Annotated in this window: 17 protein-coding genes; 6 read left to right on the top strand and 11 right to left on the bottom strand. The window is 62.3% G+C overall.

The genetic code is table 11. The features are described from left to right. Positions 1 to 17 precede the first annotated feature (17 nt). Positions 18 to 1,442 (bottom strand): oxygen-independent coproporphyrinogen III oxidase, encoded by a 1,425-nt coding sequence (gene hemN, locus JY96_RS20605; protein ID WP_052162816.1) that lies wholly within the window; start codon positions 1,440 to 1,442, stop codon positions 18 to 20. 193 nt (positions 1,443 to 1,635) lie between these two features. On the opposite strand from hemN, the gene fnr reads away from it, so the two are divergent. Beyond that, entirely contained in the window at positions 1,636 to 2,352 is a 717-nt protein-coding gene (fnr, locus tag JY96_RS20600) for a fumarate/nitrate reduction transcriptional regulator Fnr (RefSeq protein WP_035040296.1), read from the top strand. A 71-nt stretch (positions 2,353 to 2,423) separates the two neighbouring features. Here fnr and JY96_RS20595 read toward each other — a convergent pair whose 3' ends face one another. The 9 genes from JY96_RS20595 to JY96_RS20555 all read right to left on the bottom strand — a co-directional run bounded on the left by JY96_RS20595 (position 2,424) and on the right by JY96_RS20555 (position 10,524). Further along, positions 2,424 to 2,711: a hypothetical protein gene (locus tag JY96_RS20595; RefSeq protein WP_035040293.1), complete on the bottom strand. Its 288-nt coding sequence runs from the start codon at positions 2,709 to 2,711 to the stop codon at positions 2,424 to 2,426. 106 nt (positions 2,712 to 2,817) lie between these two features. Continuing rightward, positions 2,818 to 3,075 carry a hypothetical protein gene (locus tag JY96_RS20590; protein ID WP_035040290.1) on the bottom strand — a complete coding sequence of 86 codons (258 nt, stop codon included), beginning with the start codon at positions 3,073 to 3,075 and terminating at the stop codon, positions 2,818 to 2,820. A 21-nt stretch (positions 3,076 to 3,096) separates the two neighbouring features. After that, complete coding sequence (gene ccoG, locus JY96_RS20585; RefSeq protein WP_035040287.1) at positions 3,097 to 4,587, bottom strand: cytochrome c oxidase accessory protein CcoG; 1,491 nt, start codon at positions 4,585 to 4,587, stop codon at positions 3,097 to 3,099. A gap of 136 nt (positions 4,588 to 4,723) precedes the next feature. Further along, positions 4,724 to 5,659 carry a cytochrome-c oxidase, cbb3-type subunit III gene (ccoP, locus tag JY96_RS20580; RefSeq protein ID WP_035040285.1) on the bottom strand — a complete coding sequence of 312 codons (936 nt, stop codon included), beginning with the start codon at positions 5,657 to 5,659 and terminating at the stop codon, positions 4,724 to 4,726. A 14-nt stretch (positions 5,660 to 5,673) separates the two neighbouring features. Further along, the gene (locus JY96_RS20575) at positions 5,674 to 5,811 is read right to left on the bottom strand and encodes a cbb3-type cytochrome c oxidase subunit 3 (RefSeq protein WP_035040282.1); all 138 of its coding nucleotides are present in this window, start codon (positions 5,809 to 5,811) and stop codon (positions 5,674 to 5,676) included. 12 nt (positions 5,812 to 5,823) lie between these two features. Further along, entirely contained in the window at positions 5,824 to 6,453 is a 630-nt protein-coding gene (gene ccoO / locus JY96_RS20570; RefSeq protein WP_035043855.1) for a cytochrome-c oxidase, cbb3-type subunit II, read from the bottom strand. A gap of 13 nt (positions 6,454 to 6,466) precedes the next feature. After that, positions 6,467 to 7,894, bottom strand: coding sequence for a cytochrome-c oxidase, cbb3-type subunit I (gene ccoN, locus JY96_RS20565; protein ID WP_035040279.1), 1,428 nt, complete (start codon positions 7,892 to 7,894; stop codon positions 6,467 to 6,469). A gap of 48 nt (positions 7,895 to 7,942) precedes the next feature. Then, positions 7,943 to 8,119, bottom strand: a complete 177-nt coding sequence (gene ccoS / locus JY96_RS20560) for a cbb3-type cytochrome oxidase assembly protein CcoS (RefSeq protein WP_035040277.1) — start codon at positions 8,117 to 8,119, stop codon at positions 7,943 to 7,945. Between the two features lie 14 nt (positions 8,120 to 8,133). Then, on the bottom strand, positions 8,134 to 10,524 hold the full coding sequence (locus JY96_RS20555; RefSeq protein WP_052162815.1) for a cation-translocating P-type ATPase: 2,391 nt from the start codon (positions 10,522 to 10,524) through the stop codon (positions 8,134 to 8,136). A gap of 116 nt (positions 10,525 to 10,640) precedes the next feature. Here JY96_RS20555 and JY96_RS20550 point away from each other — a divergent pair, with 116 nt between their 5' ends. Continuing rightward, a complete protein-coding gene (locus JY96_RS20550) occupies positions 10,641 to 11,138 on the top strand; it encodes a DUF192 domain-containing protein (protein ID WP_052162814.1) in 498 nt (165 codons plus the stop codon). Here the strand turns inward: JY96_RS20550 and JY96_RS20545 are convergent, their stop codons facing one another. Continuing rightward, entirely contained in the window at positions 11,139 to 11,963 is an 825-nt protein-coding gene (locus JY96_RS20545) for a patatin-like phospholipase family protein (RefSeq protein ID WP_235333997.1), read from the bottom strand. A gap of 214 nt (positions 11,964 to 12,177) precedes the next feature. Between JY96_RS20545 and JY96_RS20540 the strand changes: the two genes are divergently transcribed. From JY96_RS20540 to JY96_RS20525, 4 genes are all read left to right on the top strand, one after another. Next, positions 12,178 to 12,957 carry a sulfite exporter TauE/SafE family protein gene (locus tag JY96_RS20540; protein ID WP_035040271.1) on the top strand — a complete coding sequence of 260 codons (780 nt, stop codon included), beginning with the start codon at positions 12,178 to 12,180 and terminating at the stop codon, positions 12,955 to 12,957. 96 nt (positions 12,958 to 13,053) lie between these two features. Further along, complete coding sequence (locus JY96_RS20535; RefSeq protein WP_035040268.1) at positions 13,054 to 14,775, top strand: nitrite/sulfite reductase; 1,722 nt, start codon at positions 13,054 to 13,056, stop codon at positions 14,773 to 14,775. Between the two features lie 23 nt (positions 14,776 to 14,798). Then, positions 14,799 to 15,305: a DUF934 domain-containing protein gene (locus JY96_RS20530; protein ID WP_052162813.1), complete on the top strand. Its 507-nt coding sequence runs from the start codon at positions 14,799 to 14,801 to the stop codon at positions 15,303 to 15,305. A gap of 17 nt (positions 15,306 to 15,322) precedes the next feature. After that, the gene (locus JY96_RS20525; RefSeq protein WP_052162812.1) at positions 15,323 to 16,105 is read left to right on the top strand and encodes a phosphoadenylyl-sulfate reductase; all 783 of its coding nucleotides are present in this window, start codon (positions 15,323 to 15,325) and stop codon (positions 16,103 to 16,105) included. Positions 16,106 to 16,111: the final 6 nt, after the last annotated feature.

Genomic DNA, 16,111 nt, shown 5'->3' with positions numbered 1-16,111 from the left:
CTCTCCTGGTCAAACGGTCAGATGATGCGCGAGAAGCGCTCAACCGTCTTGTCGGCTTGCAGGTGCCTGTCGAACACCATGGCAATGGCCCGCACGAAATACCAGCCCAAGGCTGTAACACGAACACCGTCAGACTCCAGTTGCACCAACCCCGACTCCACGAGCGGCTCCAACTGGCGCAGTTCAGCTGCGAAGTATTGCCTGAAATCAATCAGGTAGGCGAGCTCGATGGATTCGATGTCCACCCGCCCCTGGCACATGACCGCCATGATCACCGCGCGCCGCACCAGGTCATCGCGCGACAGCATGAGGCCACGCACGATGGGAAACTCGCGCCGACGCAGCGAGTCGTAGTACTCGTCCAGCGTCTTCGCGTTCTGACAGTAATGGGCCCCGACACGACCGATGGCCGACACGCCCAGCCCGATCAGATCGCTGTCCGGGTGGGTGCTGTAGCCTTGGAAGTTGCGGTGCAGGCGCCCTTGCCGACGCGCCACTGCGAGGCTGTCACTGCGCAAGGCGAAGTGATCCATGCCGATGTAGTCGTAATCCGACGCGCCAAAGTGGTTGATGGCCATCGACAGCATGCCGATCTTGTCCTCGGCCTTGGGCAAGGCCGCTGCGTCAATGCGGCGCTGCGGCTTGAAGCGCTGCGGCAGGTGGGCGTAGGCATACAGCGCGACACGATCCGGCTTCAGGCTGGTGACCTGATTGAGCGTACGCTGAAAGCTCTCCAGCGATTGCTTGGGCAAGCCGTAGATCAGGTCCATGTTGATGGACTCGAAGCCCTCGGCGCGCGCCGCCTGCATCAACTCGGCGACCTGCTCGAAGGGCTGCACGCGGTGCACGGCATGCTGGACGTGCGGGTCAAAGTCCTGAACCCCAAAGCTCAGGCGGTTGAAACCCATGGCTGCCAGGCGCTTGAGGCGCGAGGCATCAATCGTCCGCGGGTCGATTTCGATCGAATATTCACCACCTGGCACAAAGCGGAACGCCGACTGCAAGGTGGCCAGCAGGCCCTCCAGCTCGTCGTCGGTCAGGAAGGTCGGGCTACCGCCACCGAAGTGCAGCTGGGACACCGCTTGCCCACGGCCCAGTTGCGCCACCACCAATTCGATTTCCGTGCGCAGCGCGTCCAGGTATTCCAGCGCGCGCTCGTGGTGCTTGGTAATCACCTTGTTGCAAGCGCAGTAATAACAAACCGACTCGCAAAACGGAATGTGCACATAGATGGACAGCGGCGTAGCCGCGCCACCCACCGCACCACCGCCCTCCACGCGTTGCTGCAGGGCTTGCAGGTACTGCGCGGGGCCGTACGCCTCCACGAAGCGGTCTGCCGTCGGGTAGGAGGTGTAGCGCGGACCGCTTACGTCCAGGCGAGACAGCATCTCGCGGGAAATCGCGGGCGCAACGTGATTTGATAGCAGGACCGGTTCACTCATGCCGGGGACTGTGCCAAACTGTCGCCTAGTTGGGTTGATCTGGCTCAAGGTCGGCGACACGGAAGCAGCAACAATCGGGCAACCTTTGAGGTTCCTCATGCTGAACAGTACATTTCCCATCGCAGACGTTTCTGACTCGACCGCCCAACAACATTCCTGTCATCACGACCAAGGCGGCGCGTCTGGCTGTTCCATGAAATACGACACATTCAAAGTAGCCTGTTCGAGTTGCAACCTGCGCGAGTTGTGCCTGCCTGTGGGCTTGTCGCAACCCCAGTTGTCGCACCTTGACTCCCTGGTGGCCACACGCAAGACCGTCAAGCGCGGTGACGCGCTGTTCCACACGGGTGACCCCTTCCGCTCGGTCTATGCCGTGCGGACGGGTTTCTTCAAGACACGCGTTTCATCTGAAGATGGGCGTGATCAAGTGACTGGCTTCCAGATGGCCGGCGAACTGCTGGGGCTGGACGGCATCAGCACCGACCGCCACGCCTGTGATGCCATCGCCCTGGAAGACTCCCAGGTCTGCGTGATCCCCTACTCGCAACTGGAAGACCTGTCGCGCGAGTTCTCGGACCTGCAGCACCAGTTCCACAAGATCATGAGCCGCGAAATTGTGCGCGACCACGGCGTGATGCTGCTTTTGGGCAGCATGCGCGCGGAAGAACGCCTGGCGGCCTTCTTGCTGAACCTGACCCAGCGTCTGCACGCACGCGGCTTCTCCGCGTCTGCGCTGGTGCTGCGCATGACGCGTGAAGAAATTGGCAGCTACCTGGGGCTGAAGCTGGAAACCGTCAGCCGTACCTTCTCCAAGTTCCAGGAAGAAGGCTTGCTGGAAGTGAAGCAGCGCGACATCCGCATCACGGATGAAGCCGGCTTGCGCGCGCTGGTCAACAGCGTGCGCTGCTGACGCATCAATACTGCCGATACCGCCGGCACCACCCAAAAAGCAAAGGCCCGCACTCAGCGGGCCTTTTTCATTCAAGCGTGGTTGTGCACCTGCTGGCGGCGTGCATGGCGACGCACTCTGCGCGCATGCGCGGGAGAGTCAGACACCCGCATCATCCAGTGGCTGAGCAGCGACGATAGCGTCACCAAACCCCAGAACACGAAGAACGCGAGACTGTAGGTTGTCTGGGCATCAGGTTGCCACTGACCGATCCGCAACTGGGTCGGGTCAACCCACGAAAACACCACCATCTCTAGAACCCCTGCAATCAGGAAAGCAGGCCACAAGATCTGGGCAGCGTGCAGTACGCGCTGTGTCATTCGGTTCTCCTTCGTTGAACTGGGACACAAGTCACATATTCCTACGACGGGTCACACAACGAGCGAGGAATAACCCCTAAATAAGGGGGCATACCCCCTAGGGGTTTTACCGATCCACGGACTCGCGAGACTGTTCAGCAGAATGGTTGCGCGCCTGGATGGCGGGTGCCTCGGATGGCGCCCTCACCTGGCCAACAGACGTGTCCAGCACCGGGTCGACGTGCTTGATGGCCAACGAAGCCGTGAACAAGGAAGCCACCACCACGGCGGCCGGGCCACCAAACACCATCCACACGATGGGATAGCGCCACCAGGGCTTCGATTGCTCGATGTTGGCGACTGCGTTGTTTTCAACTTGAGACATGCTTACTCCTGCAAGGTGCGCTCAGCGAGGCACCATGAATGTCGACTTTTCCCGAACGTCGACCTGAGGCCGATCACCCTGGCGAAGCTGCTCCACCACCACGGTCATGCCGAAGGCGCCGGAGCCCATGCGCGCGGCCACTTCTGGCGGCACCCGAACAGCGATGGGCACCCACCGCGCTTCCGCCGGGCCCAGCACTAACTCGTCACCACCCTTGACGATGGACTGGCTGAGCTGCTCCACACCCACGCGGTACTTCTGAACCGATTCGCTGGCATTCATCAGCTGGATCCGATAGACGTTCTCGACGAAACCATCGTCCACGATGCGGGCGAGCGCCCCACGGTCACGGACCACGTCCACACGGAACGGCGGGCGGGAATACAAACTGGTGAGGAAAGCGCCCACGACGATCAGCAGAATGGTCGTGTAGATGAGCACGCGAGGGCGGGTGACGCGGCCCCACATTTCCTTGCGGCCCCAACCGTTGTCCAGCGCATTGAGCGTGGCGTAACGGATCAGGCCACGCGGCGCGCCCATCTTGTCCATCACCGAATCGCACACGTCGATACAGGCCGCACAGCCGATGCACTCGTACTGCAAGCCCTTGCGGATGTCGATGCCGGTCGGGCAGACCTGCACGCACAGTGTGCAGTCGATGCAATCGCCCTGCCCCTTGGACTGTGCGTCCGTCTTGCGGGAACGTGCCCCACGGGGTTCGCCACGTTTGGCGTCATAGCTGATGATCAGCGTGTCGCGGTCGAACATGGCGCTCTGGAAGCGCGCGTACGGGCACATGTACTTGCACACTTGCTCGCGCATGAAGCCCGCGTTGCCGTAAGTCGCGAAGCCGTAGAACAGCACCCAGAAGATTTCCCAGGGACCCATGCCGAAGGACACGACCTCGGCGCCCAGGACACGGATCGGGGTGAAATAGCCCACGAAGGTATAGCCCGTCCACAGCGCCAAGGTGAGCCAGGCGGCATGCTTGGCCACCTTGCGCCCGAGCTTTTCGGCCGTCCAGGGCGATTTATCCATCTTCATGCGCTTGGCACGGCTACCCTCGATCTTGTTTTCGATCCACATGAACATTTCCGTGTAGACCGTTTGAGGGCAGGCGTAACCGCACCACAGGCGGCCCGCCACCGTGGTGAACAGAAAGAGCCCGTAAGCCGAGATGACCAGCAACGCAGTCAGGTAGATGAAGTCCTGCGGGTACAGGACCAGGTTGAACATGTAGAAGCGCCGCGTGCCGAGATCAAACAGCACAGCCTGACGGTCATTCCAGCTCAACCAGGGGGTGCCGTAGAAAGCAAGCTGGGTCACGAAGATCAAGACCACGCGCCAGTTGCGAAACCAGCCTTCTACTTCGCGCGCATAGATCTTCTCGCTCTTCTTGTAGAGCGACACCACCTCCTCCCGACGTGCGTCGCTTTGAGGCGGCGTGGTCTCGGCGGCCTGAATGGGAATGATGCGCTTGGGCGCTGGGGTGGAGGGGCTTGTATCGGTCATGGCACAAAAACGAAAAAGCGGTGAACCCGACGAATACCCTACAGGGTATCACTACGCATGGTTCACCGCCTGACTTTAGCCCTCCGCTTGATCGAGATCAAGCGAATGACAGGGCCTGATTGCTGGCATCAAGGCCTCATTGAGCCTGTGCTGTCTGGGTCGTGTGCGACAGGCTCCAGACGTAGCCAGCCAACAGCTTGATCTGGTCTTCAGACAGGCGAGTTTCCTGTGCCGGCATGATGTTGAGCTTGCCCTTGTTGACCATGTTCATGATGGCCTCTTCGCCGAAACCATGCAGCCAGATCTTGTCTGTCAGGTTGGGCGCGCCAATGGCCTGATTGCCCTTGCCGTCCGCACCGTGACAAGCGGCACACACCTGCTTGAACTTGGCCTTGCCCAGTTCAGCCATGATGGAGTTGTGACCAGCACCAGACAGGCTCAGAACATAGTTCGCAACCTGGCGAACCTCTTCCGGGCTGCCCACGGCGGGCGCCATCACGGGCATCTGACCACGGCGACCATGCGTGATGGTCTCGATGATCTTCTCGGGCGAGCCACCATGCAGCCAGTCGTTGTCCGTCAGGTTGGGGAAGCCTTTGTTGCCCTTGGCGTCCGAACCGTGGCAAGCCGCACAGTTGTTCAGGAACAGGCGCTCACCGATGGCGTGAGCCTTGGGGTCACGGGCCAAGTCTTCAACCGATGCGTTCTTGAACGCGGCGAAGATCTTGTCCTGCTCCACCTTGGCCTTGGCCATTTCGGCGTCCAGCTGGCCTTTGGAACTCCAGCCCAGGGTGCCCTTGTTGTCACCCAGGCCGGGGTACAGCGCCAGGTAACCAGCGGCAAACGCCAGCGTGATGATGAACAGGAACAGCCACCAGCGCGGCAGCGGGTTGTTCAGCTCGCGCAGGTCGTTGTCCCACACGTGGCCCGTTGTCTTGTCGACATTGCCTTGCGCGTCATAGATGACCTTGTGCTTGGCAGCACCGATCAGCACAAAGGCGCAATAAGCCAGACCAAAGACGACGATCGCGATGACATACCACGACCATCCACTGTTAATGAAGTCGCTCATTTATGAGCCTCCAGTCAATCTTCAGCGAGGGGCAGGCGACCTGCCTCCTCGAACTGGGCCTTGTTGCTGCGCTTGTATGCCCAAGCAACAATGCCCACGAAAACGCACAGACACACAACGGTGAAAATGCTTCTCACGACAATGATGTCCATATGCGCTGCTCCTTATTTGACAGCTGTGCCCAGCACCTGCAGGTAGGCGATCACGGCTTCGATTTCGGTCTTGTCCTTGACCTCATCTGCGGCGGCACTGATCTCGGCATCGGTGTAAGGCACACCCACCATGCGCAGGGCCTTCATGCGAGGCGCCATGCCGGCCGGGTCCACCTTGTTCTCTTCGAGCCAGGGGTAAGCAGGCATGTTCGACTCGGGCACCACGTCACGCGGGTTGTGCAGGTGGGCACGGTGCCATTCGTCGGAGTACTTGCCGCCCACGCGCTGCAGGTCAGGGCCGGTACGCTTGGAGCCCCACTGGAAGGGGTGGTCGTACACGAACTCGCCAGCCATGGAGTAGTGGCCGTAACGCAGCGTCTCGGCGCGGAAGGGACGGATCATCTGCGAGTGGCAGTTGTAGCAACCCTCACGCAGGTAGATGTCACGACCGGCCAGTTGCAGCGCGGTGTAGGGCTTCAGGCCCGGCACTGGTTGCGTCGTGCTGTGCTGGAAGAACAGCGGCACGATTTCAACCAGGGCACCGAAACTGACGGCGAGCAGCACCAGCACGATCATGAGGAAGTTGCTGGTTTCGATCTTCTCATGGGAGAAGAGTGAAGGCTTGTGGTTCTTGTCAGCCATGTTGTTCTCCTTATCAGGCGTGAGCAGGCTGAGGGATCGGCGCGTTGACGGCGCGGCCATTGGTCGCGGTCATCACGGTGTTCCACAGCATCAGGATCATGCCGCCCAGGTAGAGCAAGCCACCAGACACGCGGATCACGTAGAACGGATAGGTTGCCTTCACGCTCTCCACGAAGGAGTACACCAGGGTGCCGTCCGGATTCACAGCACGCCACATCAGGCCTTGCATCACACCGGCAATCCACATCGCGGCGATGTAGAGCACGATGCCGATGGTGGCCGCCCAGAAGTGCAGCGAGATGGCCGACACGGAGTACATCGTGGTACGACCGAACATGCGCGGGATCAGGTAGTACAGCGAACCCATCGAGATCAGACCCACCCAGCCCAGGGCGCCCGAGTGCACGTGGCCGACCGTCCAGTCGGTGTAGTGCGAGAGCGAGTTCACGGTCTTGATGGACATCATCGGACCTTCGAAGGTCGACATGCCGTAGAACGACAGGGCCACGATCAGGAACTTCAGGATCGCGTCGTCGCGCAGCTTGTACCAGGCACCCGACAGGGTCATGATGCCGTTGATCATGCCGCCCCAGGAAGGCGCCAGCAGGATCAGCGAGAACACCATGCCGACGGATTGCGTCCAGTCAGGCAGCGCGGTGTAGTGCAGGTGGTGAGGACCCGCCCACATGTAGGTGAAGATCAGGGCCCAGAAGTGCACGATCGACAGGCGATACGAATACACGGGCATGCCGGCCTGCTTGGGGATGTAGTAGTACATCATGCCCAGGAAGCCTGCCGTCAGGAAGAAGCCCACGGCATTGTGCCCGTACCACCACTGGACCATGGCGTCTTGCACACCGGCGTAGGCCGAGTAGGACTTGGTCAGCGAGACGGGGATTTCAGCGCTGTTGACGATGTGCAGCAGGGCCACGGCGATGATGAAGGCACCGTAGAACCAGTTGGCCACATAGATGTGACGGATCTTGCGCGTACCGACGGTACCGAAGAACACGATGGCGTAGGACACCCAGACCACAGCGATCAGGATGTCGATCGGCCACTCCAGCTCGGCGTATTCCTTGCCGGTGGTGAAACCCATGGGCAGCGAAATCGCGGCCAGCAGGATCACCAGTTGCCAGCCCCAGAACGTGAACGAAGCCAGAGGGCCTGCGAAAAGGCGCGTCTGGCAAGTACGTTGCACCACGTGGTAAGACGTTGCGAACAGGGCGCAGCCGCCGAACGCAAAAATCACCGCATTGGTGTGCAGGGGACGAAGGCGACCATAGGTCAGCCAGGGAATGCCGAAATTGAGTTCCGGCCAAGCCAGTTGGGACGCGATAAGGACGCCGACAGCCATACCGACAACGCCCCATAGGACGGCGGCAATGGCGAACTGCCGGACAACCGTATCGTTGTACGTGGCAGAGTGGGTGGTTGCCATCTCTTCTTCTCCTTTGTTACAGACTTAATTGTGGGGGCAAACCACTATCTAATCTTGATGAGGCTCAACGTTGCCCCCATCTGCTTGCCCCTCGGGTTGCAAGATGCGCAGCCCTTCTTGTTCGATGTCCTCAAATTGCCCACTGTTGACGGCCCAACCCAGCACGGCCAAGATCGCCAGCACGAGTAAAACGGACACGGGGATCAGGACGTACAGGATTTCCATGATGTAGGGCAGCCTTACGAGCGAAAGGCGCCGAGTCTAAGTGCATTCAAGACCACCCCCAGCGAGCTGAGCGCCATGCCCAGGCCGGCAAGCCAGGGCGGCAGCAGGCCCATCAAGGCCAGCGGAATACAGCTGAGGTTGTAAATCGCTGCCCAGGCCAGGTTCTGCTTGACGATGCGCATGGCACGCCGTGCGGTTTCGACGGCCAGCGGCACCCCGAGCAAACGCCCCCCCACCACGATCAGATCCGCCTGAGATTGCGCCAATGCCGCCCCTTGGTCAAGCGCGATGGAGACATCGGCCTTGGCCAGAACGGGGGCATCGTTGATGCCGTCACCCACAACGGCTACGCGGTGGCCCTGCGACTGGGCCTGGGCAATCACTTGCAGCTTGTCTTCTGGCGTGGCGTGGGCCTTGGCGATCACAAGTTCGCCCCACCCGCTCAGATGTTGCGCCGCAGCAACTACCCGACCTTCCTGGTCCCCCGAAAGCAATGCGGTCTGGCACTGCAGCGCATTCAAGCGGGCAATCGTGGGGCCGGCCTCCTCGCGGAAGGTCTCGTCGAACACGAAGCCGGTGGCACTGCCGGGCTGCAATTCACCGCCCTGAGCGCGAGCGGCCAGCCAGACGCGCGCCTCGGGCAGGCCTTCACTCCATGCATGCAAGGCCTGGTCGCCGCCTTCGAGCACCCAGTGGCGCGAGCCCAGGCGCCAGCTCACGCCCTGGCTGTCACGCGCTTCCACACCTTTGCCAGCCAGCTCGCGTACATCCAGCCAGCCCTGTCCCATCAAGCCGCCGACTTCCTGCACGGCCTTGACCAGCGAGCGAGACAAGGGGTGTTGCGACTGCGAGGCCAAGGCGGCAGCCGTCTGCCAGCGTTCGCGCAACGCGCCGGTGAGCCCGTCGGAGACCTGTTCCCCGCTGGCCTGGCTGACCAGGCCCACGACGCGCAACTCGCCCTCGGTCAAGGTGCCGGTCTTGTCAAAATAGATGCGGTCGACATGGGCCAGCGCTTCCAGGGCGTCCAGGCGGCGCACGAGCAAGCCCTGACGGGCCATGGCCCCGGCTGCAGCCAGCAATGCCGAGGGTGCGGCCAGCGACAGAGCGCATGGGCAGGTCACCACCAACACGGAAACAGCCACCCAGACCGAGCGAGAGGGGTCAATGAACTGCCAGACGATGGCGCTGCCCGCGGCCAGTGCGAGGACGGCCCACAGAAAGGGCCCGGCCATGCGATCCGCCTGCCGCATCCAGCCTGGTTTTTCGGTCATGGCCTGCTGCACCAGGGAGACGATCTGCTGGTAGCGGGTGTCCGGCCCCAGGCGTTCAACCGTCATCCAGACGGGCGAGCCCAGGTTCATGCTGCCTGCCACCACCATCTGCCCTGCCTGGCGCCGCACAGCCCGGGACTCGCCGGTGAGCAAGGATTCGTCGACATCGGTCTGGCCTGCGAGGATCTGACCATCAGCCGGAAACACCTGCCCCACGGCCACCCTCACCTTGTCACCGTGCTGGAGCGACGAAATCGGGATGGACTCGGTTCGGGACGCGGACACGTCGGCCAGGTTGGCATCAGCGTCGATCACCTTGTCGACCGCCTCGGGCAGTTGCACGCACAGAGATTCAAGCGATTGGGTGACCTTCTCGCGTGCGCGCCCCTCCAGCCAGCGCCCGCCCAGCAGGAAGGTCACGAACATGGTCAGCGAATCGAAATAGACCTCGTGGCCGAAGATCGCCTGGCCGCCAAAGGTGGCGCCGGTGCTGGTGATGAAGGTCGCGGCGATGCCCAGGGCCACGGGCGTGTCCATGGCGATGCGCCCTTGTCGGGCGGCACGCCAGGCGCCGGAGAAAAACGGCCCGCATGAAAAGAGCATCACGGGCAGGCTCAGCACCCACCCCGCCCAGTTCATCAGGTTCCACAGATCCTTGGGGATGGTGTCAGGGCCAGACACGTACTGCATGGTCGTGACCATCATGATTTGCATCATGCAAAAAGCAGCTACGGACAAGCGCCACAGGAGCTTGCGGCGCTCGATCAGGCGCTCGTTGCCGGCACGCGCGGCGGCGTCAGGCCAGGCCCGGTAACCAGCCTTTTGCACCGCGGCGACCACCTCGGACAGCTTTGTTCTGGCCGGGTCCAGCAGGATGCGGGCCCGCTGGGAAGCGGCTTGCACCTGCACCTCGCGCACACCCGGCACGCGCAGGATGGCGTCTTCAATGGTGATGGAGCAGGCCGCGCAGTACATGCCCGACAGGCCCAGACCAATGCGCCGAAGGCTGCTGCCCAGAGGCACGTCCACCACACATTGCGCGAGCAAGGCCGGGTCGTCCAGGCCCGCAACCTGCGCCGAAGTCAGGTCAGGTACGGGCGGCAAAAAGGAGGGCTGGATGGGCGTCTGGGTCATCGGGCTGGCTGATACAGTCTGGCTGCCGCGGTGGCCGACCAGACGGGTGCCTGAGGCGACACCGGTCGGCAATCTACACGGAAATTTACGGGTTAACCCCAACAAGGATCAAGTTCATGTCTCGGATTGTGTTTCAAGTTGCCCGCCTGTCTGCCCGGGCAACGGCTGCTGTGGCCGCAAGCTTGGCTGTTCTGGGTTTCACGGCCCCCGCCTCCGCGCTGGCCCAGGACCGTGCCCAACACCTGCCCACCGTGATGCTGGGTGCGGGCATGCACAACATCAAGGCCGAGGTCGCCGAGACGCCTCAGGAGCACGAAATCGGCCTGATGTACCGCACCGCGATGGGCGCCAATGAAGGCATGCTGTTCATCTTCGAGCGCGCCGGCCAGCAGTGCTTCTGGATGAAGAACACGCTCATCCCGCTGGCGGTGGCTTTTGTCGCTGACGACGGTACGGTCGTAAACGTGGATGAGATGAAGCCTCAGACGCTGGACCCGCATTGCTCGACCAAACCTGTTCGCTTCGTGCTGGAGATGAACACAGGCTGGTTCACCAAGCGCGGCTTCAAGGAAGGCAGCAAGCTCAGCGGCGCGCCGTTTGGCACGCCTCGCTGATCAACGCGTCCTGGCGGCAATGCGCTCCTTCAATTGAGGCATCACCATCAAGGCGGCTTCGCGCCCGGCCAGGATGGACAGGCGGCGCGCGCTGAATTCCGTGCTGCCAATGCCCTCCAGCTTGGGGCGCATCACGACATCCGCATCCTGCAACTCGTACTGGCTGATGGCATGCCCCATGATGTTGAAGGTCTGCAACAGGATGTCCACGGCGCCCTTGGTCGGCTGGCCCTCGGGAATGGCCGAGATGTCCACGGCGATCACGATGTCGGCGCCCATCTGCTTGGCATAGCGCACGGGGATCGGTGACACGGCGCCACCGTCGATGTACTCGCGCCCGCCGATCTTGACCGGCTCGAACACCCCGGGCACCGAGCTGGAAGCGCGCACCGCCATACCCGGGTCCCCTCTGCGAAACAGGATGGGCTGGCCGTTTTGAAGGTCGGCCGCCACGATGCCCAGCGGCATGCGCATGCTTTCGATCTGGCGACCTGCGGTCAGGTTGCGCACGAATTTGGCCAGGGCCTCGCCTTTGAGCAGGGAACGCCCCGGAAACACCCAGTCCGTGATGGTCGATTCGTCCAGGGTCATGGCCATATTGGTGAGCTCGGCGGGTGTCTTGCCTGCGGCGTACAGCGTGGCCACGACGCTGCCGGCAGACGTCCCCACGACCAGATCCGGCTTGATCCCCTGCTCTTCCAGCACTTGCAGCACGCCGATGTGGGCGAAACCACGCGCAGCGCCGCCCCCCAGGGCCAGCCCGATTTTCGGGGGGCGAGGTGCCGGTTTGGGCGCCATGACCACGACCGGAGGCGGTGGAGGCATGGGCGCGGGTGGTTCCTGGAACACGCTGCAAGCACTCAAGGACAGCGCAGCCCCGAGTGTCAGCAGCCGCTTGGACACCCCATATTCCATTGAGGAATAAACAACTTCTAAAAATGTTCTTTTCATTTATATGCAAGTTTTCTACAGTTCAGGCTTCTTCACCTTGTTCCACGTCTCTGGCGTGTGAGCGTGTTCAGAAAGCTGCAGCGTCTCAATGAATTTCGATTGGACAGCCGTTGGGGCCGGTGCCGGAGTGGGCTCGATTGTGGGGCTGACTGGCGTTGGTGGCGGCTCCCTGATGACACCTCTGCTGATTTCGGTCTTCGGTCTCGACAAAGCGGTGGCCATTGGTACCGATCTGTGGTTTGCCGGTTTGACCAAGGTGTCGGGCTCGATAGCGCACCACCACGAAGGCCATGTGGACTATCACATCGTCAAGAAGCTCTTGCTGGGCAGCATCCCGGCCACCATTCTCACGATGGTGGCCATGCACCAGTTCAGCATCCACAAGAGTGGGGGCAGCGCCTTGGCCTACGCCCTGGGCATCGCGCTGTTGCTGACGGCGGTGACCGTGGCGTTTCGCCCCGTTTGGCACAAGGTCGGCATCTGGCTGGAGCGCTGGATCACCCGCGAGCGTCGCGCACCCTTGACTGTGCTCTGTGGCGCCATTTTGGGTGTGCTGGTCTCCTTGAGCTCGATCGGGGCCGGCGCCCTGGGCGCCACCATGATCCTGCTGCTCTACCCTCGCCTGGACATGAAGCGCCTGGTGGGCAGCGACATCGCGCACGCCGTGCCGCTGACCATCGTGGCGGGCATCGGGCATGCGTCGCTGGGCAACGTCAACTGGATGTTGCTCATCGAATTGCTGATCGGTTCCATCCCCGCAATCTGGGTATCAGCCAAGCTGACCAAGCATTTGCCTGAGACAATCACGCGTTTTGCGCTTTGCGCCTGCCTGCTCCTTGCCGCCAGGAAGGTTTTGCTGGCGGCTTGATCCACGACGAGACATGCCGCAGCACAGTATCCCCTCGGGGATGTGCCAGGCGCACCTTGACACATCGACACCCTGCTTGAGTGCGGGAGACTTGCCATGTATCAGTACACTGAATTTGACAAACAGTTCGTCCGCCAGCGCGCGGCACAGTTCCGTGACCAGCTGGAGCGCAACCTGGCTGGCAAGCTGGGCGACGACGAGTTCCGCCCGCTGCGTCTGCAAAACGGCTGGTACATCCAGCGCCACGCCCCCATGCTGCGCGTGGCGGTGCCGTATGGCGAGATGTCCAGCAAGCAGATCCGCCAGTTGGCGAAGATCGCGCGTGAATACGACCGCGGCTACGCCCACTTCACGACGCGCCAGAACGTCCAGTACAACTGGATCCCGCTGGCCAAGAGCGCCGACGTGATGGACCTGCTGGCCGAGGTCAACATGCACGGCATCCAGACCTCGGGCAACTGCATCCGCAATATCACGGCTGACGCCATGGTGGGCGTGGCCGAGGACGAAATCATCGACGCACGCCCCTACTGCGAAGTGCTGCGCCAGTGGTCGACCCTGCACCCCGAGTTCGCCTTCCTGCCGCGCAAGTTCAAGATCGCTGTGAGCGGCGCCAAGGAAGACCGCGCCGCCATCTATTGGCACGACATCGGCCTGCAGCTGGTCAAGGATGACGAAGGCGAAATCGGCTTCAAGGTGATCGTGGGCGGCGGCATGGGCCGCACGCCCGTCATCGGCACCGTGATCAACAGCTTCGTGCCCTGGCAGCAGATCCTGGTCTACATCGAGGCCATCGTGCGCGTGTACAACCGCTACGGCCGCCGCGACAACATGTACAAGGCCCGCATCAAGATCCTGGTGAAGGCCGAAGGCCAGAAGTTCTTTGATCAGGTCAATCAGGAGTTCAGCGACATCCTGACGCGTGACGTGGACGGTGCCGCGCACATCATCCCGCAGGCCGAGTTCGATCGCGTGAACGTGGGCTTCAGCTACCCCGAGTTGGTCAAGGCTTACACGCCCGCCGGCAACGGCCTGCCCGCTGATGCCTCTGCGTCTGACAAGACCCAGTTCGCCAAGTGGCTGGAGCGTAACGTCAAGGGCCACAAGGTGCAGGGCTACAAGAACGTGCACCTGTCGGTCAAGCGCGTGGGCCAGGCGCCTGGCGACGTGACCGATGTGCAGATGGACGCCATCGCCGACATGGCTGACAAGTTCAGCTGCGGTGAGTTGCGCGTGACGCACGACCAGAACGTGCTGTTGCCCTTCGTGCGCGAAGAAGACTTGTTTGCCTTGTGGCAAGCGGCCAAGGCCGCCACGCTGGCATCGGCCAACCTGGGCCTGCTGTCCGACATGATCGCCTGCCCGGGCGGCGACTTCTGCGCGCTGGCCAACGCCCGCTCCATCCCCATCGCCAATGAGCTGATCGAGCGTTACCAGGATCTGGACGAGTTGTACGACATCGGCGACATCGACCTGCACATCTCCGGCTGCATCAACTCCTGCGGCCACCACCACACCGGCCACATCGGCATCCTGGGCGTCGACAAGGACGGCACCGAGTGGTACCAGATCACGCTGGGCGGCTCGGACGGTTCCGACCATGCACCGGTCAGCACCGCTGGCAAGGTCATCGGCCCCTCGTTTGCAGCCGATGAGGTCACCGATGTGATCGAAGCCGTGATCGAAACCTACAAAGGCCAGCGCGCCGCCAACGAGAAGTTCATCGACACGGTCAAGCGCATTGGCCTCGACCCGTTCAAGTCAGCGGCCAATGCCGTTCGCCGCACGACGGCCAAAGACTCGGCGAAAGCAGCCTGATCTGCGCCTGGAAGGACAAGCACATGAAATTCATCGACCCTCATCACGACCAGTGGCGCATGGTTGGCGGCGAAGACGGCCCCATGTCTCACCCGCCCATCAAGAGCCACAGCCTGCTGACACTGGGCCAATGGCACGCGGTGCGCGAGCAGTGGCCTGCGCAAGGCTCAGCCGACTACAAGCCCGTTGGCGTGATCCTGCCCAATGACACCGACATCGAAGTGCTGGAAGCCGATGCGTCCAAGCTGGCCCTGGTGGTGCTGCAGTTCCCCAAGTGGGTGGACGGCCGCGCCTACAGCCAAGCGCACATCCTGCGTGCCCGCTACCGCTTCCAGGGCGAGATCCGCGCCACGGGTGAAGTGCTCGTGGACATGATGCCCCTGCTGGCCCGCTCCGGCTTTGACGCGGTGACCCTGCGCGGTGACCAGGACCGTGCCGCGGCCGAGCGTGCGCTGGGGTTCTTTGCAGCCCGTGGCCACTACCAGGGCGATGTCAAGGTGACCAAGCCTGTGTTTGGCCGCGCGGCCTGAACCAAGGAGCATTGCTGATGAGCGACACATCCTCTCTCGGTAGTTCGTCCCTGATCGGCGGGCCCGCGCCGGCCGGTTCGGCCATCACGCTGTACAACAACCCGAGCCCGACCTACGCGGACAAGGTGCACGCCACGGTCGAGCTGCTCAAGGCTGCGGCCATCGAGCACAACGGCAAGGTGGTTCAGGCCACCAGCCTGGGCGTGGAAGACATGATCGTCACCGATCTGATCGCGCGTTACCAGTTGCCCATCGCCATTGGCACGCTGGAAACCGGCAAGCTGCACCCCGAGACGGCCTCGCTGATCGGCACCATCGAAACGCACTATGCCGACGCGGGCCTCCACGTCGAGGTCTACAAGCCTGTGCAGGAAGCCGTGATCGAGTTCGTGCAGAAGAACGGCGAAAAGGCCATGTACGAGAGCATCGACCTGCGCAAGGCCTGCTGCGGCATCCGCAAGCTGGAGCCGCTCAGCCGCATGCTGGCCGATCGCACCGCGTGGATCACGGGCCTGCGCCGCGAGCAGTCCAACAACCGTGGCGACATGGCCGCGCACGAGCTGGACGACAAGGGCCGCGCCAAGTTCAACCCCATGATCGACTGGACCTGGGGCGATGTGTGGCACTACGTGTCCGTCAACCACGTGCCCTACAACCCGCTGCATGACCAGTTCATGCCCAGCATCGGCTGCGAGCCCTGCACCCGTGCCATCGCCGTGGGTGAGGACTTCCGCGCCGGCCGTTGGTGGTGGGAAGACGAGAAGGCCAAGGAATGCGGCCTGCACGTCCACAAAAACTGAAATCGA

It is taken from the genome of Aquabacterium sp. NJ1 (genome assembly GCF_000768065.1).
GTDB lineage: Bacteria > Pseudomonadota > Gammaproteobacteria > Burkholderiales > Burkholderiaceae_C > Aquabacterium.
Note: the sequence above shows the minus strand (reverse complement) of the source record. Positions and strands in the feature narration are given on the sequence as shown.

Coding starts and splice junctions, on each gene's coding strand:
- hemN (WP_052162816.1), bottom strand. CDS start 1,442: ATGAGTGAACCGGTCCTGCTATCAAATCACGTTGCGCCCGCGATTTCC.
- fnr (WP_035040296.1), top strand. CDS start 1,636: ATGAAATACGACACATTCAAAGTAGCCTGTTCGAGTTGCAACCTGCGC.
- JY96_RS20595 (WP_035040293.1), bottom strand. CDS start 2,711: ATGACACAGCGCGTACTGCACGCTGCCCAGATCTTGTGGCCTGCTTTC.
- JY96_RS20590 (WP_035040290.1), bottom strand. CDS start 3,075: ATGTCTCAAGTTGAAAACAACGCAGTCGCCAACATCGAGCAATCGAAG.
- ccoG (WP_035040287.1), bottom strand. CDS start 4,587: ATGACCGATACAAGCCCCTCCACCCCAGCGCCCAAGCGCATCATTCCC.
- ccoP (WP_035040285.1), bottom strand. CDS start 5,659: ATGAGCGACTTCATTAACAGTGGATGGTCGTGGTATGTCATCGCGATC.
- JY96_RS20575 (WP_035040282.1), bottom strand. CDS start 5,811: ATGGACATCATTGTCGTGAGAAGCATTTTCACCGTTGTGTGTCTGTGC.
- ccoO (WP_035043855.1), bottom strand. CDS start 6,453: ATGGCTGACAAGAACCACAAGCCTTCACTCTTCTCCCATGAGAAGATC.
- ccoN (WP_035040279.1), bottom strand. CDS start 7,894: ATGGCAACCACCCACTCTGCCACGTACAACGATACGGTTGTCCGGCAG.
- ccoS (WP_035040277.1), bottom strand. CDS start 8,119: ATGGAAATCCTGTACGTCCTGATCCCCGTGTCCGTTTTACTCGTGCTG.
- JY96_RS20555 (WP_052162815.1), bottom strand. CDS start 10,524: ATGACCCAGACGCCCATCCAGCCCTCCTTTTTGCCGCCCGTACCTGAC.
- JY96_RS20550 (WP_052162814.1), top strand. CDS start 10,641: ATGTCTCGGATTGTGTTTCAAGTTGCCCGCCTGTCTGCCCGGGCAACG.
- JY96_RS20545 (WP_235333997.1), bottom strand. CDS start 11,963: ATGCCTCCACCGCCTCCGGTCGTGGTCATGGCGCCCAAACCGGCACCT.
- JY96_RS20540 (WP_035040271.1), top strand. CDS start 12,178: ATGAATTTCGATTGGACAGCCGTTGGGGCCGGTGCCGGAGTGGGCTCG.
- JY96_RS20535 (WP_035040268.1), top strand. CDS start 13,054: ATGTATCAGTACACTGAATTTGACAAACAGTTCGTCCGCCAGCGCGCG.
- JY96_RS20530 (WP_052162813.1), top strand. CDS start 14,799: ATGAAATTCATCGACCCTCATCACGACCAGTGGCGCATGGTTGGCGGC.
- JY96_RS20525 (WP_052162812.1), top strand. CDS start 15,323: ATGAGCGACACATCCTCTCTCGGTAGTTCGTCCCTGATCGGCGGGCCC.